Source organism: Desulfobacula phenolica (assembly GCF_900105645.1).
Taxonomy (GTDB): Bacteria; Desulfobacterota; Desulfobacteria; order Desulfobacterales; family Desulfobacteraceae; genus Desulfobacula; species Desulfobacula toluolica.
In genome coordinates this window covers 240,770-255,906 of record NZ_FNLL01000006.1, presented here as the reverse complement: position 1 = coordinate 255,906, position 15,137 = coordinate 240,770, and the positions used below count along the sequence as shown (strand labels likewise).

The window sequence follows — 15,137 nt, the reverse complement described above, 5'->3', positions numbered from 1 at the left end:
TAAAACCTTAAGGATTTGAATATGCCGCATTTAACAATTGAACAGGCCATTGAAGATATTAAAAACGGTAAAATGGTTATCCTCGTGGATGATGAAGACCGAGAAAATGAAGGTGATCTGACCATGGCAGCCCAGGCTGTAACACCTGAAGCCATAAATTTTATGGCCACATATGGACGGGGATTGATCTGTCTTTCCCTTGATTCCACTATTGCAGACCGGCTTGATCTGCCCATGATGGTGGATAACAATACTTCACAATACGGTACGGGATTTACCGTCTCCATTGAGGCCAAAAAAGGGGTGACCACAGGGATTTCCGCAGCTGACCGGGCAACAACCGTTCTTACGGCTGTGGCAGACGATACCACACCTAATGATATTGCAAGACCCGGACATATTTTTCCTTTAAGAGCAAGGGACGGCGGCGTCATGGTCAGGATCGGACAGACGGAAGGATCTGTTGATCTTGCTCGCCTGGCAGGGCTTAAGCCTGCGGGCGTGATTTGTGAAATTATGGATGATGACGGAACCATGGCAAGGATGCCGTCTCTGGAAAAATTTGCAAAAAAACACGGGATTGGTATCTGCACGGTTGCGGATCTGGTGAAATACCGCCTTAGAACGGAAAGTTTTGTTAAAAGGGCTGCTCAGACTGTTATCCCCACAAAGGTTGGCGGTGAGTTTAAAATCATTGCCTATGAAAACGATATGGATAGCCTGACCCACATTGCCCTGGTCAAAGGGGAGATTGATGCTGAAAAAGAAATCCTGGTAAGGGTTCATTCTGAATGTATGACCGGTGATATTTTTTCATCTCTTCGATGTGACTGCCAGGATCAGCTCCACAAGGCCATGGCCATGATGGAAGAAGAAGGCTGCGGGGTGCTGCTGTACCTTCGCCAGGAAGGCCGAGGCATCGGTCTTGTGAATAAATTAAAAGCCTATGAATATCAGCGTCAGGGGCTGGATACTGTTGAAGCCAATGAAAAACTCGGGTTTGATGCCGATATGAGAGATTATGGTGTAGGTGCCCAGATGTTGGTGGATCTGGGGGTTAAAAAAATGCGCCTTCTGACCAATAACCCCAAAAAAATGATCGGCCTTGAAGGTTATGGATTAAGTGTTGTTGAACAGGTTCCAATTGAAGTTGCGCCCAATTGCCATAACAAGGGGTATTTAAAATGCAAGCAGGCTAAAATGGGGCATTTGCTTCATATGTAAGCGTTTTTGTGTGATCAATTTTATCTGATCAGTGACTGAACTAAAATTGTAAAATAATATAACGATTTAAGGATATATAAATGCCAAAAATTATCGAAGCCGGATTGCAGGCTCAGGGTAAAAAATTTGGAATCATTGCTTCCCGCTTTAATGATTTTATTACCGGAAGGCTTGTCGAAGGTGCGCTTGATGCACTCATCAGAAGCGGAGCAGAGGATAAGGATATCACCCTTTTAAAAGTTCCGGGTGCCTTTGAAATTCCTCTGGCTGCAAAAAAAATGCTGAACCATGGATCATATGATGCCATCATCTGCATTGGAGCCGTTATTCGGGGTGCCACCACCCATTATGATTATGTGTGCGCCGAAGTCTCCAAAGGAATTGCATCCGTAAGTCTTGAAGCCGATATTCCGGTGATGTTCGGCATCCTTACCACGGAAACCATTGAACAGGCCATTGAAAGAGCAGGTACAAAGGCCGGCAACAAAGGGTTTGATGTTGCCCTTGGTGCGGTTGAAATGGCAAATCTTTCCGATAGTCTGAAAAAGGCTGAATAAAATTATGGGGGACCGCAGGCAGGCAAGGGAACTTGCACTTCAGGCTCTTTTTTCTTTTGATATGGATAAGGTTGATCCGGATGAAAGTTTGGAGGCATTTTGTACCAATAATGAAGAAAAACTCACACAAGGAGTTGAGCCTTTTTTTATGGATCTTGTAAAGGGTGTAAGGGAAAACCAGCCTAAAATTGATGCACTGTTAAACACATATTCAAAAAACTGGAAAATTTCCAGGATGCCTGTGGTAGACCGGAACATTATGCGTATTGCAATATTTGAATTTTTAAAGCATACGGATATCCCATGCAGTGTAACCATAAATGAAGCAGTTGAAATCGGTAAAAAATACGGCACACGGGATTCCGGGTCTTTTATCAATGGTGTTCTGGACCGTATAAAATCCCTTGAAGGGTTTGAATAGCTAAAAATTTTGGAGGGTGTTTTGATTATAAAAAAACTTGAGGTTGGTCCGATTATGGCCAATTGTTTTATTTTAGGATGTGAGTCTACAAAAGAAGCAGTTGTGATTGATCCGGGAGATGATTCAGATAGGATTTTGATGGAGCTGTCTAAATCCGGGCTAAAAGTGAAATATCTGATCAATACCCACGGGCATTTCGATCATGTGGGGGCCAATAAAAGAATGAAAGAAGTGACAGGCGCACAACTTGCCATTCATCCGGATGATGAGCCCATGCTCAATGAACTGTCAAGATCAGCATCAATGTTCGGGCTGTCAGCCGAAAATTCACCTCCTGCGGATATTCTTTTAAAAGACGGGGATGAGATTACTTTTGGTGACATAACACTTAAGGTTATCCACACCCCGGGTCATTCAAAAGGCGGTATCAGTCTTTATACAAAAGGTCATCTTTTTGCAGGAGACACCTTGTTTGCAGGGTCCATCGGCAGGACGGATCTGGCAGGTGGCGATTATGACACCTTGATTTCAAGTATCAAGGAAAAGCTGCTGGTTCTTGATGAAGATACAAGGGTGTATACCGGCCATGGACCGGAAACAACCATAGGTAATGAAAAGAGAATGAATCCTTTCTTAAGATGACGGGGCGTAAAATTAATTGCCTTAATATTGATGAGTTGTTAAAACAACTTCCTTGTTTAAATGATATTCATCAGGAAACGGTTCAGCTTGACCTGCCGTTTGAACAGATAGCCGAATCCTTTGCTGATGATAAAGGAACCGTTCTTTTGTTATCCGGTTCAAGCCTTGATTGCTCCCGGTATAATATACTTGCTGCAAAACCCTGGCTTGAGGTGACCAGCAAACAGGAAAAGGTTTTCATAAGCTGTCTGGGAAAAGAATCTTGTGTTCATCAGGACCCGTTTTCAGTTGTTCAGGCCTTGCTGAACCACTTCAAATTAGAGGATTATTCCCATGATATGCCTATTCATGCAGGTTTATTCGGATATTTTTCCTATGATTTAAAAGACCGGATTGAAAAGCTTCCCAGAACCTGCACAGATACCGGTCTGCCGGATCTGTGTCTGTATGCTCCTTCCATCATCCTTGTTCAGGATAAAGAAACAGGTCACGCAAGGCTTTGCATTCCTGTGCCGGTCAATCAGACAAGTGTTGAAAAAACAGACGATATTGTTCTGGATACCCGGCGGTTTTTCTTTGAAAAAATCAGACACAGAGTTGAAAGAGAACCTTTTTCCATAGACAATGCAGGGTTTTGTTCCAGTTTGACCAAGCCTGAGTATATCCGGTCGGTCAAGAGAATCATTGACTATTTAAGGGCAGGTGATATTTATCAGGCCAATTTTTCCCAACGGTTTGAGACTGGTTTTTATGGGGATGGTTATCTGTTGTTCCTGGATCTGTTTGAACGAAATCCAGCCTCTTTTTTTTCTTATATTCATGCAGGGGATCACAAGATTGTCTCCACATCTCCTGAACGGTTTATCAAACAAAACGGCAGGTTTGTTGAAACAAGACCCATCAAAGGAACCATTGCCCGAGGCAGGACAACAAAACAAGATCTGGAAAATGGGTCAAAGCTCACCCGGAGCATAAAAGATGATGCAGAGCTGACCATGATCGTGGACTTGATGAGAAATGATCTTTCCCGCGTAACCAAACACGGTTCGGTTGCTGTTACAGAACACAAACGCCTTGAACCCTATGAAAATGTATTTCATCTGGTTTCTGTCGTGGAAGGGGAGCTTGAAGAGGGTAAGACATCAGTTGATTTTTTAAAAGCCACGTTTCCGGGAGGGTCCATCACCGGTTGTCCCAAGATTCGTTCCATGGAAATCATTGATGAGCTGGAATCTGTAAAACGCCATATCTATACCGGTTCTATAGGATATATCAGTTTTCATGATACCATGGATCTTTCAATTGCCATAAGAACCGCAACTATTTTCAACCATAAGATTTTTTTCTCTGTGGGCGGCGGGATTGTGTATGATTCAGACCCGGAAAAAGAATACCAGGAAACCCTTGATAAGGGAAAGACATTAATGGAAGCGTTGTCGGGAACTCAAAAAAACGTTGAGGACACTAAATTCAAAGCCAAAGCCTGGGTGGATGGAAAAATTATTGACCAGGACAAGGCAAGGATATCGGCTGTCAGTCCGGGATTTCAATATGGGGCAGGGCTGTTTGAAACCATTTGCGTTAAACAGGGAACCATATTTCGCCTGTCAGATCATGTGCATCGATTGAACAGGGCATGGGAAAATCTTTTTTCCGAAACACCACCGGATATTACCTGGAAAAATGTGATTGATTCTTTAATACTGGCGAATGGTTTTCAAGATAAGGTTCTTGCCGTTAAATTATTGGTGTCAAAAGATGAGTGTGAGTGCGGTAAAAAATTGTTTTTAGCTGCATTTGCAAGACAGTATGTTCACAGGCTTGAGATGCTGGATAAAAAAGGACTGGATCTTGTCACATATCCATACCCCAGACAATCGCCTCTGGCAGATTATAAAACCTTGAACTACCTGTATTATGATCAGGCAGGCCGGTTTGCCAAAGCCCGTCATGCGGATGAAGCCATTGTTGTGAACCCTGATCAGACCATCTCCGAGACTAATACGGCAAGTATTCTTGCCATAAAAGATAAAACCGTGATCATTCCAAAATCAGATCATGTTCTGGGTGGTGTGACCTTGAAGTCTGTACTGGGAATATTGTCCGGTAAAGGATATGATATTTGCAAAACCAGGATACCAAAAGAGCATTTTGATTCATATTCAAATATTATTTTAACCAACGCATTAATGGGTGCGGTTAAGGTGTTGACCATTGACGGGAAAAAAATAGAACAGGAACCAGGAATTTGTTCCATGATCAATGAACAGCTGTTTAAATTGGAATCCAATACGCATAGACGCAAAAAAAACAGAAAAGAATCAAGCTTGAATTTAGTTTAAAACCGGTATATCGTAGTTGCTATATTTTGATATTAATTGCTTAGCTTAAAGTGACTTATCATGAAAAAAAAAATTGTCATCATCTCTATGCTGTTTTCATTTTTTTGTCTGGCTCAGCTCTTTTTGCCCCAGCTTTGTATGGCTGAACCCGGAAAGGCCCAGCCACAGGTTTTGATTGATAATCCTGTTTTTAAATTTAAATCAATACCGGAAGGTGTGCGCATAGCCCATGAGTTTAAAATTAAAAATACAGGGAATACCCTTCTTCATATCCATAAGGTTATGCCGCCCTGAGGCTGTGATGAACACTCTTTTGACAGGGAGATTCCCCCGGGCGGGGAAGGTAGAATAAAGGTTGGTTTCAGAACCAGTGGATACGGTGGAAAGATAATGAAAAAAAATATCATAGTCATGACCGATGATCCTGAGAAAAAAAAGTTTAACATAGTTGTCACAGGGCCGATTGAAAAAGTTGTGGATATTAATCCCAGATCCGTTTATATGAATGGAAATCCTGGCGATACACTGGAAGCTGTTGTCAACATTACCCCGTCGGAAAAATATCAATTTTCAATCCTGGGAATGGAACAAAAGAGCAGTACAGGGATCAAAGCTTGGCTTATTGAACCCAAAGAAGATAAAAAATCATGGCAGATTAAAATTAAAAGTACATCCGATAAGGCAGGTAACCTGTATGATCTGCTGACTCTTAAAACGGACAGTCAATATAAACCAAGGCTTACCATCAGGGTTTATGCCGTTTTTCATGAACAACAAAAAACCAGTTCTTAGGTTACAGAACATAGCCCCCCAAAAAAAATATATGGATATTTCAAAAATTAAAGCAGTGGTATTTGACTGTGACGGTGTTATGTTTGATACGGCCGCAGCCAATAAAAAATATTATGATGAAGTGCTGGCAATCTTTGATAAGCCGGGTTTAACCGAAGACCAGTTTGTCAATGTGCATATGATGACGGTAACAGAAGCCATTGAGTATCTTTTTCCTGAAATGGATGATCTTTCAACAGTATATGATTGCCTTAAAACGATAGGGTATCATAAATTTATCAAGTATATGACCATGGAAAAAGGTCTTAAAGAACTTCTTATAACCTTGAACGACAGCGGTTATATCAGGGGGATCGGTACGAACCGGACCAATACAATGGAAAAAGTACTCAAAGACTTTGATCTGGAAAGCTATTTTGAAGTAGTGGTGACGGCGGCAACGGTGAAAAAACCCAAACCTGATCCTGAGCAATTGCTGTTAATAATGGAAAAATTTAATTTAAAACCAGATGAAATTCTTTTTGTCGGGGATTCTGATTATGACCGTCAAGCTGCTTTTAATGCAAAGGTATGGTTTGCGGCATTCAAAAATTCAGAGTTAAAGGCGGATTTTAATGTAGAGTCAATGGATGAAATTGCCGGGATTTTACAGATAAATTAATAAAATTCTTGACAAATTCGTTAATCATCATTAAACCTTACGAGGTTTTTTAGTTTAAAATTCAAGATAAATGTTTGGATAAACATTTATCATAGGTAAAACATAAATAAGGAGAATGAAGTATATGTCTAAATTAGTAGCCCCCCACGGTGGAAAAGGTCTCGTAATTTGCAAGCTTGAAGGCGCAGAACTTGAAGCAGAACTTAAAAAAGCAGCCGGTCTTAAAAAAATTGAAATATCTTCCCAGGTAAAAGGTGACCTGATCATGCTGGGTATCGGTGGTTTCAGCCCGCTTAACGGTTTTATGACCAAAGCTGATTGGAAAGGTGTTTGCGCTGATTTCCTTATGGCTGACGGTACGTTCTGGCCTGTACCGGTAATGCTTGATGCATCAAAAGAAGATGCAGCTGAGATTAATGTCGGTGATGAAATTGCTCTTGAAAGAAATGGTGAAATTTATGCCACCATGAAAATCGAAGAAAAATTTGAAATGACCGAAGACGAGAAAAAATGGGAATGTGAAAAAGTTTATAAAGGCCATGGCGAAGAGTCTGAAGACGCTGTTTTCTGGAAAATTGCCATGGAAGATCATCCAGGTGTTCAGATGGTTATGGCCAGAAAAGAATTCTGCCTGGCAGGCCCTGTAAAAGTTCTTTCCGAAGGCGAATTCCCTGAAAAATTCAAAGGCGTTTACCTTACACCTAAAGAAACCCGTGCTATCTTTGATGAAAGAGGCTGGGCAAACGTTGCTTCCATGCAGCTTAGAAACCCAATGCACAGATCCCATGAGCATCTTTGCAAAATAGCCCTTGACGTATGTGATGGTGTTCTGATTCATTCTCTGATTGGTAACTTAAAACCAGGAGATATCCCGGCAGAGGTTCGTATTGAATGTATTGATACACTTATCAAAGGTTATTTTGTTCCGGAACATGTTGTAAACGGCGGATATCCTCTTGACATGAGATATGCAGGACCTAGAGAAGGTCTTCTCCATGCAACTTTCCGTCAGAACTACGGTGTTAACAGAATGATCATCGGTCGTGACCATGCAGGCGTTGGTGATTTCTATACATTATTTGAAGCACAGGAAATTTTTGATACCATTCCTACACCGGAAGGTGAAGGAAAAGCATTGCTTTGCGAACCTTTGAAAATTGACTGGACATTCTACTGCCATAAATGTGACGGCATGGCTTCCATGAGAACCTGCCCCCATGGCAAAGACGACAGGGTTATCCTTTCAGGAACCAAACTGCGTCACGCTCTGTCCAACAACGAAGAAGTTGTTGATCACTTTGGCCGTGAAGAAGTTCTGGTTATCCTGAGAAAATACTATGCATCCTTGACTGAAAAAGTTGAAGTTAAACTTCAGAGTCATGCAGAAGGATCTAAAATGTAATTTATTCCTGTTAAAGGAAATTACATTTTAAGCCATATACGAGGGGGATTTTCTTTTAAGAAGGGAAAATCCCCCTTTTTTAATTTTTTGCCCTTGCTGACCCTAAATTGAAAACACTATTTTTTTTTGTATACCGGATCATATCTAACAGATATGTGCAGATAGTTGAGGTGTTTTGTTTTGGCAACTCAATCTGCCATTAATGTCATAAAATTAAGATGCTTTTTGCATTAAAGCCACGAAGAACACGAAGTTGAATACTCTAATATCTTCGTGTCCTTAGAGTCCTTCGTGGTAAAACACTCAATGCTTAAATTTATGACATTGAATCTGCCATGGCCGTTATTTAAAAAACAATGCAGCAAACCTGAAAGATCTGCTGCATAAATTTTCTAAAAGAGAATAAACCCTTTGGTATTTTTATATCAGTTTTTGGAAAGCCAAATTATGAACATTTCTGGTTCAGTTTAAACGATTCATTAAAGATATCCAGAAGCTTTACATTCTGTTTGGCCATCATAACGCAGTTACCGCTTATGGCATAAAAAAGAATGCTCAACCTTGTTTTTGAAGAATCATCTACTATTCTTTCAATCTGGTTTTCATTAAAATCATCCACCAGTTCCCTTAGATAATGAAACTGCTCTACTGCTTCCTGGCAGTCCACGATCTCCTTGTTCCGAAACGCGGTTTCCACAAGTGAAAAGATATTTAAGAAAACCTTTTTGATTTCTTTTAATTCTGTGGTCTGGACATCTAAAAGTCCCTTGTGGCGGTTGCTGACATGCATGCTGGAGCGGATTATGGTATCCCTGTGTCCGTCTGTAAGCTTTTGAAGCCGTCTGATGATCTGGTAATAATTATAGGAAACAGCCTGATCTTCTTTTGAGAGCAGCCTCAATACCTTGAAGATATTGGCAATGATGATATTTGTACTGTTCTGGAAGTGTTTGACCCTCTCCCTTTCATGCCTTAATTTATACAGGTCTTCTTGAAAAAGTGCATCAAAGCCTATATCAAAGGATTCTCGGATGCCTTTGAGAAGAAAAGCCAGGTGATCAAATGTCTGGGACATAGATTCATGGAAGTTTTCAACCTTGTGAAGGTTATAAATGCTCATTTCTTCCTTATCCTTGACCTTAACCTTGTGCTTCTGGTGATTTTTCCAGATCATAAATCCGGCAAATGCGAACAAAATAAAAAATCCTGGGATTTTAAAATAGGATAAAATATTAGCAAAGATAAAAGCAACCACAAAGGCGATAAAAGCCGTCATAAACCATCCGCCGACCACGGTTAATACACCGGTTACCCTGTATACTGCACTTTCCCGGCCCCATGCCTGATCTGAAAAACTGCTTCCCATGGCCACCATAAAGGTGACATAGGTGGTGGATAAGGGCAGTTTTAAAGATGTTGCAAATGAAACCACCGCACTTGCCACCATCAGGTTAACAGAAGCACGAACCAGGTCAAAAGAAGGTTTTCCCGCCTGGGTGATTCCTTTGCTGTGCGCAACCGGGGTGAGGCGCCGGGAAATGATGTTTCTCACTAGCAGCGGTGTCATATTTCTTGCGGTGCTGAATAAAGAATCAAACATGTTGACAATTTTTCTGGACAGCCAGATGGACTCAAATTTTTCTATTCCTTCATCCTGTTGCCCCAGGCCGATTTCCGTTTCCGTTACAGTTCGCGCCTTTTTGGAGAGCCACAGGGTGATCACCATGATAAAACCTGCTACTAGCATGATATGGGTCTGTGATTGGACCTTTTTGCTTAAAGCAGTCATTGTTATATTTAAAGGATCTCCCGAGGCCAGGGCATTTTGAAAGGCATTGAGACCGGCAAGGGGAACACCGATAAAATTTACCAGGTCATTGGCTGCAAATGCCATGGCAAGGGCAAAGGTTCCGACAAGGACAATGGGTTTTAAAATATTGACTTTAAAAAAGGATATCAGGATCTGGAAAGTAACGGCAGAAATCATGAAGATACAGGCCATTATAAGATAAGAATGGGCTTTTATCCATGCTACGGCTTGGGCATCCATGAAAGTCGCCCCTTTGGAGCCTTTAACCAGGATAAAAAAAGTGATGGCAGTCATGGCCATACCTCCCCAGAGTGCGCCGTATTTTTTTAACCGGCTTTGATACTCAAATGTAAAAATCAGCCTGGAGATAAACTGCATCACCGCGCCTGAGAAAAATGCCACTATAATGGATAAAAGTATCCCACCTACAATTGCCATGGCCTTGGCCGTATTAATATAGTCCCATAACGCCATGGAATTGTCGGTTGATGCCATGATTTTAATAACAGAAAGCGCAACCGCCGCTCCCAGCAGTTCAAAAACAATGGAGACCGTTGTCGAGGTCGGCAGTCCATGAGTATTGAAAAGGTCAAGCAACAGGATGTCCGTTATCATAACGGCCAGGAAAATGGTTAAAAGTTCAGGCATAGTGAAAAACTGTGGATGAAAAATACCTTTTCTTGCCACTTCCATCATACCGCCTGAAAAGGTTACACCGGCAATAATACCCAGGCTTGCAATGATCATGATCATAAAAAACGGGGCAGCCTTTGATCCGATGGAGGAATTTAAAAAATTAACAGCGTCATTTGTTACGCCGACAACCAGATCAAATATGGCAAATAAGATCAGCATGCCGACAATCACATAGCACAATTGAAGACCCATAATGTTCTCTCTTTTAAAGGTTTAATATGCAGCACGCCATTGTCCGGGGGAAACCTAACGGGCCGACTGCATGATTTTTTAATAAGATTTTAATAACATCCTAATAAAGTACAAAATATTTTGAGATTATTTAGACTTTATTCTTTGATTTTTCAACTAGCCGGGGATATTCTAACATAATTCTAACAATTTGTAAGACGAGATTACGAAAGAGTTATAAGAATCGTTGATAACATTAGCTTCGGACTGATTCAAAACTTAAACGTGAATCCAAGCTGTTAATATTGGATTTGCTTCAGTGCTAATATCGTTACTGTATTGTTTGTCGTGAAGTGAAAGTTATGTTTTTTTCAGGGATTGGAGTTTAAGAATTGTTTCATAGATCTGTTTTTTAGAAAGACTGGTTTGGCTTGAAATTAATTTTGCTAAACCTGATGTGCCAAGGTCTGTGGTTGAAAGTTTTGCAAGGATGATCTCTTTTAATTCTTCTTCAGTTATGGTGTTTTCTTCTGATCGCCCTTGAACAAAAAGGGAACATTCCCCTTTAACAGTTTCTTTATTATTTAATTTTTGAAGAATTTCAGATAATTTTCCCCGGATATATTCTTCATGGAGTTTGGTGATTTCCCTGGCAAGGCATGCCTTGCGATCTCCTAAAATGGTCTGAAGGTTGGCAACAAGGTTTTGAATGCGTTTCGGGGATTCGTAAAAGATAAGGGTTGGGTGTTCATTTTTTATGGCTTCAATTGCGTGCTTTTGCTTCAGTTTTTTTTTGGGTAAAAATCCCAGAAAAAAAAAAGAATCGGTTGGAAGCCCGGAGACACTTAATCCGGCAATGGCAGCACTGCATCCAGGAATGGGAATAACTTTGATCTCTTCTTTTGCAACGGCAGTGACAAGTTTATACCCTGGATCTGAAATGGATGGGGTTCCGGCATCTGAAATCAGGGCAATGTCAAGTCCGCTTTTTAAATGGGCAATGAGGTGGGGGGCTTTTTTTGTTTCATTGTGTTCATGACAGGAAACAAGTTTTGTTTCAATACCATAGTGGGAAAGAAGTTTTTTTGAGTGGCGTGTGTCTTCAGCAGCAATCAGATCGACCTGTTTTAAGACCTTAACGGCCCTGAAGGTGATATCTTCAAGGTTCCCAACCGGTGTTGCAACAATATATAAGGTTCCAAATTCATTCGGATCATTCATTTTAACAGGCCTGAAATGCATTTTTAATTAAATTTATTTCAAAGCCAGCTTTTTTTTTATAAACTTCAACCACATCAAATCGAATTCTCGAATTCGTCAGTTTTGTTTTTTTAAGATAAAAACATGCACCGAGAATGATTTTTTTCTGCTTTGAACAGGTGACCGATTCCCTTGGCAGTCCTTTTTTCAAGCTGCTCCGGGTTTTAACTTCAATAAAACAGATATAGTCTTTGTCTTTGGCAATAATATCAATTTCAGCTGGTTTTGTTTGATAATTGGTTTCAAGAATCGTAAAACCCAGGTTTTGAAGAAAGTATGTGGCTGCGGCTTCTCCTTGATGTCCCAGAATTTTTGGGTCATTTTGCATGTTTGATCCCTTTTACACCCCTGAATGTTTGGCGGTGAATAGGGCAGGGTCCGTTTTTTAAAATGGCTTGCTTATGTGCTTTGGTGGGATACCCCTTGTGCTGGATAAAATTATATTCAGGATAGGTTTTGTGAAGCTCTTTCATGATGGCATCCCTTGTGACCTTTGCAATTATGGAGGCCGCTGCAATGGAAATGCTTTTTGAATCCCCTTTAATCACAGCTGTCTGGTCTGTTTTTATGTCCAGCGTAAATTTGCCGTCAATCAGCAGAAAATCCGGCGAAATTGAAAGGTTTTCAACAGCCCTCTTCATTGAAAGCAAAGAGGCTTGCAAAATGTTGATTTGATCAATCTCCAGGTGTGAGGCAATACCCGTTGAAACTGCAATTGCCTGTTCCTTGATCAGGGGGAAGAGTGAGTTTCTTTTTTTTTCCGACAGTTTTTTTGAATCATCAATGCCTTCACAGGAAAAATCACTGGGCAAGATAACGGCTGCAGATACGACAGGGCCGGCAAGGGGTCCCCTGCCGGCCTCATCAACACCTGCTATTATTTTATAGCCGTAAGCTTTTGCTTCATGTTCAAATTGCCACATCCAAGATACCTTAAAAGGGGGTTAAACAAACCGTTTTTCTTTGATCCTGGCCGCTTTGCCTCTAAGATTTCTAAGGTAATAAAGTTTTGATCTTCTGACACGTCCTCTTGTTACCACCTCAATTTTATCAAGGACAGGGGAATAAAGCGGAAATATTCTTTCAACACCAATACCACCTGCAATTTTTCTTACGGTAAAACGGGCGCTTGCATATCCTTTGGTTTTTTTGATTACTACACCCTGAAATATCTGGATACGTTCCTTTTCACCCTCTCTGATTTTTACATGTACTTTTACCGTATCGCCTGAGTCAAATTCAGGGATATCAAGACGTAGTTGTTCTTTTTCTAATTTTTCGATTATGTTAGTCATTTGTTTCTCCTAAGATTCTTCCCTTTTGGCAAATATGGATACGATTCTACCTGCCGTTTATGATCCTGTCTAAATATATTGATGCGGCAGATCTGACAGAAAGGTGATTGTAGTCAGCATCCCCGTAAATCGGGTCTAAAATAAAATCACATGTATCAATCAATTCATCTGCCAGTCCCCATGCCGTTCCAAAAACCAGAACATGGGATGCTTCATTTTCAAGCTTTAGCCGTAACGTCTCGGTTGTTATTGAACCGACGGTTTTTTTTGCGCTTGTTGCAATGGTTACAACCGGTTCGTTTTTTTCCTCTTTTATCGAGTTGACCGCATCCTCAAATGTTGCAGCTACCCGGATAAGTTCAAGAGCCTTTTTTCTGAACGGATTGAGCTTACCTCCAACCCCTTTTGTCCAGTGTTCAATCACCTGTTTGGCAAGGGTTGCCTGATCTTCATAAGGGGTTATCACATAAAACCCTTTTACACCAAAGGTAATGGATGCTCTTGCAATATCATGCAAGTCGATGGTTGTCAGGGCTGATCCAATGGGCTGATCATTTTTATTCATTACGGGAAAATGGATCAAAGCCACATAAAGGTTATTCTTTAACAAAGGTTTTTAACTCCTGACACCATTGCAGTAATATTTTTTTTTCTTCTGTATTCAACACGGTTTTTTTGAAAAGATCCGGTCGTTTAAGAAACGTCCGCTGAAGCGAAGATCGTTTTCTCCATTGCCTGATCTTTTCATGGTTCCCGGACAATAATACTTCCGGAACGGGTAATCCTTCAAAGTCTTCCGGTCTTGTGTACTGTGCATACTCAAGACGGTCGTCGGAAAATGAATCTGATTTGGGGGATTCACAGCTTCCCAGAACGCCCGGAATCAGTCTTGCAATCGAATCAATGATGACCATGGATGCCAGCTCACCGCCGGTCATGACATAATCTCCTATGGAGATCTCTTCGTCAACCACGCTTGCGTATATCCGTTCATCAATTCCTTCATACCTGCCACAGATAAAAATAAGCCCTTTATTTGGACAAGCAAATTCCCAGGCTTTTGCCTGGTTGAACCTGTTTCCCTGAGGGGTCATTAATACAACCTTGGATTCAGGCATTTTTTTTTTTGCATATAAAACAGCAGCCTGTAAGGGTTCGGGTTTCATTACCATACCACTGCCACCGCCATAGGGTCTGTCATCCACTGTGTTATGACGGTCTGTTGAAAAATTTCTGATATTGATGCTGCTACCGGTAATCAGTTTTTTTTCAATACCCCGTGATATCATGCCATGCTCAAAAAATGAGTTGATCAGTTCCGGGAACAGGGTGAGTACAGTAAAGTCCATCAATAATCCTCGGGTAATGTGACCATTATTGTTCCATTTTCAATATCGACGGATTCGATAAATTGTCTGTGCATGGGTACAAGGGTCTCTTTTTTGTTGTCTGTTACAACCAGCACATCATTTGCCCCTGTTGGAAAAATATCGGTTATTTTTCCGATAAATCCTTTTTCATGATCAAACACATTCAGCCCCAAAAGATCCTGCCAATACCATGTATCTTCTTCAGGTTCCGGCAACTGGTCCCTGTCAATCAGAATTTTTTTTCCTATAAGATCTTCGGCAAGTTCACGGGTGTCAACTCCCTCAAGAAAGAGTATGATCCCTTTTTTATGCGCAGTTGCCTTAACAATCTTGTATTGCCTGCCGTCTTCCTCATCTTCTGATTTTAAAAGAACGCTTCTGCCGGGGCAAAAGGTATCAATTGATTCTGCAAAAGACCAGACCTTTAAATTACCAGCGAGTCCATGAACACCGGTTACCTGACCTATGGTAAATGAATCGGCTGTGTTCATATT

General features: G+C 41.0%; 16 protein-coding genes. 8 read left to right on the top strand and 8 right to left on the bottom strand.

Going from position 1 to position 15,137, the window contains the following annotated elements:
• Nucleotides 1-21: 21 nt before the first annotated feature.
• From BLT94_RS12045 to sat, 8 genes are all read left to right on the top strand, one after another.
• The gene (locus tag BLT94_RS12045; RefSeq protein ID WP_092234385.1) at nt 22-1,224 is read left to right on the top strand and encodes a bifunctional 3,4-dihydroxy-2-butanone-4-phosphate synthase/GTP cyclohydrolase II; all 1,203 of its coding nucleotides are present in this window, start codon (nt 22-24) and stop codon (nt 1,222-1,224) included.
• Between the two features lie 80 nt (nt 1,225-1,304).
• The gene (gene ribH, locus BLT94_RS12040) at nt 1,305-1,781 is read left to right on the top strand and encodes a 6,7-dimethyl-8-ribityllumazine synthase (RefSeq protein ID WP_014958713.1); all 477 of its coding nucleotides are present in this window, start codon (nt 1,305-1,307) and stop codon (nt 1,779-1,781) included.
• 4 nt (nt 1,782-1,785) lie between these two features.
• Nucleotides 1,786-2,202, top strand: coding sequence for a transcription antitermination factor NusB (gene nusB / locus BLT94_RS12035; protein WP_092234382.1), 417 nt, complete (start codon nt 1,786-1,788; stop codon nt 2,200-2,202).
• A gap of 21 nt (nt 2,203-2,223) precedes the next feature.
• Complete coding sequence (locus BLT94_RS12030) at nt 2,224-2,844, top strand: MBL fold metallo-hydrolase (protein ID WP_092234379.1); 621 nt, start codon at nt 2,224-2,226, stop codon at nt 2,842-2,844.
• On the top strand, nt 2,841-5,186 hold the full coding sequence (pabB, locus tag BLT94_RS12025) for an aminodeoxychorismate synthase component I (protein ID WP_092234376.1): 2,346 nt from the start codon (nt 2,841-2,843) through the stop codon (nt 5,184-5,186). The genes BLT94_RS12030 and pabB overlap by 4 nt, the downstream gene beginning before the upstream one ends.
• Before the next feature lie 60 nt (nt 5,187-5,246).
• Complete coding sequence (locus tag BLT94_RS22530; protein ID WP_281243377.1) at nt 5,247-5,978, top strand: DUF1573 domain-containing protein; 732 nt, start codon at nt 5,247-5,249, stop codon at nt 5,976-5,978.
• Entirely contained in the window at nt 5,953-6,639 is a 687-nt protein-coding gene (locus BLT94_RS12010) for an HAD family hydrolase (RefSeq protein WP_245743095.1), read from the top strand. Before BLT94_RS22530 ends, BLT94_RS12010 begins: the two co-directional genes overlap by 26 nt.
• Before the next feature lie 124 nt (nt 6,640-6,763).
• Entirely contained in the window at nt 6,764-8,041 is a 1,278-nt protein-coding gene (sat, locus tag BLT94_RS12005) for a sulfate adenylyltransferase (protein WP_092234367.1), read from the top strand.
• A 445-nt stretch (nt 8,042-8,486) separates the two neighbouring features.
• On the opposite strand, the gene BLT94_RS12000 is transcribed toward sat, so the two are convergent.
• From BLT94_RS12000 to rimM, 8 genes are all read right to left on the bottom strand, one after another.
• On the bottom strand, nt 8,487-10,739 hold the full coding sequence (locus tag BLT94_RS12000; protein WP_092234365.1) for an inorganic phosphate transporter: 2,253 nt from the start codon (nt 10,737-10,739) through the stop codon (nt 8,487-8,489).
• 339 nt (nt 10,740-11,078) lie between these two features.
• On the bottom strand, nt 11,079-11,939 hold the full coding sequence (gene rsmI, locus BLT94_RS11995; RefSeq protein ID WP_092234362.1) for a 16S rRNA (cytidine(1402)-2'-O)-methyltransferase: 861 nt from the start codon (nt 11,937-11,939) through the stop codon (nt 11,079-11,081).
• Between the two features lies 1 nt (nt 11,940).
• The gene (locus tag BLT94_RS11990) at nt 11,941-12,306 is read right to left on the bottom strand and encodes a YraN family protein (RefSeq protein WP_092234359.1); all 366 of its coding nucleotides are present in this window, start codon (nt 12,304-12,306) and stop codon (nt 11,941-11,943) included.
• A complete protein-coding gene (locus BLT94_RS11985) occupies nt 12,296-12,901 on the bottom strand; it encodes a ribonuclease HII (RefSeq protein WP_092234356.1) in 606 nt (201 codons plus the stop codon). Before BLT94_RS11985 ends, BLT94_RS11990 begins: the two co-directional genes overlap by 11 nt.
• Nucleotides 12,902-12,922: 21 nt before the next feature.
• A complete protein-coding gene (gene rplS / locus BLT94_RS11980; protein ID WP_092234353.1) occupies nt 12,923-13,273 on the bottom strand; it encodes a 50S ribosomal protein L19 in 351 nt (116 codons plus the stop codon).
• Between the two features lie 46 nt (nt 13,274-13,319).
• Entirely contained in the window at nt 13,320-13,862 is a 543-nt protein-coding gene (locus BLT94_RS11975; protein ID WP_092234615.1) for an RNA methyltransferase, read from the bottom strand.
• Between the two features lie 7 nt (nt 13,863-13,869).
• The gene (gene trmD, locus BLT94_RS11970) at nt 13,870-14,622 is read right to left on the bottom strand and encodes a tRNA (guanosine(37)-N1)-methyltransferase TrmD (RefSeq protein ID WP_139169021.1); all 753 of its coding nucleotides are present in this window, start codon (nt 14,620-14,622) and stop codon (nt 13,870-13,872) included.
• The gene (gene rimM, locus BLT94_RS11965; RefSeq protein WP_092234346.1) at nt 14,622-15,134 is read right to left on the bottom strand and encodes a ribosome maturation factor RimM; all 513 of its coding nucleotides are present in this window, start codon (nt 15,132-15,134) and stop codon (nt 14,622-14,624) included. The genes trmD and rimM overlap by 1 nt, the downstream gene beginning before the upstream one ends.
• Nucleotides 15,135-15,137: the final 3 nt, after the last annotated feature.